This is a genomic window from Gardnerella sp. 26-12 (assembly GCF_001660745.1).
Lineage (GTDB): Bacteria > Actinomycetota > Actinomycetes > Actinomycetales > Bifidobacteriaceae > Bifidobacterium > Bifidobacterium swidsinskii.
The window spans coordinates 1-1626 of the sequence record NZ_LWSR01000146.1 but is presented as its reverse complement, the minus strand read 5'-3'; the positions used below and the strand labels follow the sequence as shown (position 1 = coordinate 1626).

The 1626-nt window shown below is 37.3% G+C and carries 1 protein-coding gene; it reads left to right on the top strand.

Annotated features, from left to right (window positions below):
• Nucleotides 1–160: 160 nt before the first annotated feature.
• Nucleotides 161–1594 carry an LCP family protein gene (locus A5295_RS05920; protein WP_033888681.1) on the top strand — a complete coding sequence of 478 codons (1434 nt, stop codon included), beginning with the start codon at nt 161–163 and terminating at the stop codon, nt 1592–1594.
• Nucleotides 1595–1626: the final 32 nt, after the last annotated feature.

Genomic DNA, 1626 nt, shown 5'->3' with positions numbered 1-1626 from the left:
ATATCAAATAATATTCAACACAACCAGATGTCATAAATCTCACTGCAGCATGCTATAATTACACGCTATATGTGTCCATTGAATATTGATTTATTTGATGACAAAAGAAATGATATTGCCACAACCTAAAAGGTTACTCATTATTGAGAAAGAAGGTACGATGACAACTTCACGGTATCCTGAAGGCATGCGGTACCAACCAGGCGAAGATTGGAACTCAACTCCTCATCATAGTCTTGGTTATAGAATGATTAACCGCACGCGCAAGATACTGTGCATGTTTGTTATTTCAGTACTTACATTCTTTTCAACAATCATAGCTGCAGTGTGGTTAGATTTTTCTTCTGCTGTAAGTAACAGAGTCATAAACGTTATATCTAAAGATCCAGAAGCTAATCAAACACTTGATATTAACGCAGGCAAACCAGTAACTTTTCTTGTTTTAGGTCAAGATTCTCGAGATGGGAATAATCAGAGCTTTACACATGACGGCGAAACTGGTGATCATCAGTCAGATACTACTATGGTAGTTCAAATTAGCGCAGATAGATCATACATGAATATCGTTTCTATTCCACGAGATTCTATGGTAAACGCACCAGCATGCGACACTACAAAAGGACATATTCCTGCAAGAAAACATGTGATGTTTAATTCAATTTTCGCCTTAGGATATGCGCAAGGTGGAGATTTAGCTTCAGCAGCATCATGCTCGTTAAAAGCTGTTAATTCACTTACTGGTTTAAATATTCATCATTTTATAGTCGCTGATTTCAGTGGATTAAGCAATATGATTGATGCAGTTGGTGGAGTATCTGTGTGCATCCCAACAGCAACTCGCGATGCCTATACGGGCGTGAATTTCAAACAAGGAATGCAGCATCTTAATGGTCGACTTGCTACTCAATACGCTAGAATGCGTCACGATACAGCAAGCGATGGCTCTGACATAATGCGAACAACAAGACAGCAATACTTGATTAAACAGCTTTTACATCAAGCACTGTCTAAAAACTTATTTACTCAGACAAGTGAGCTTTACCAGCTTGCAAAAGCATCGTTGGGAGCATTGAATATAAGTGAAGGCTTGGCAAATCCTACCACTTTGGTCGGTTTGGCATTAAGCATGCGTAAATTAGATTCTTCACATATTTATGCTCGTACTACTCCTGTTATTCCAGATCCTTATGATCCAAATCGTGTTGTGTGGTCTGATGAAGCAAACAATATTTGGGATTTGATGCGTGAAAATAAACCGCTATCGCTAAATCATAAAACTAACGGCACTAACAAAAAGAATGCAAATAATTCGTCTAAGAATACGAATAATCAAGACAATGAAGATACGGATGACGATAGCAATATAAACGAAAACGACAAGCTTAATAAAACTACAGATCCAAAGAAGATGGGACGTGTTGATCCAAAAACAGGATTAATAAAAAATTCTCAAGGACAACTTATTGATCCAAATACTGGAGGAATTGTAAATCCTGAAAATGGAACTATTCACAATCCACAAACAGGACAATACGTTGGCTTTGCAGACAAGTATGCAAACAATGTACTTTGCGCTGTGCCTAGAAAAAAATAAACACTTAAGCAAGATGTAATCTATGAATATAT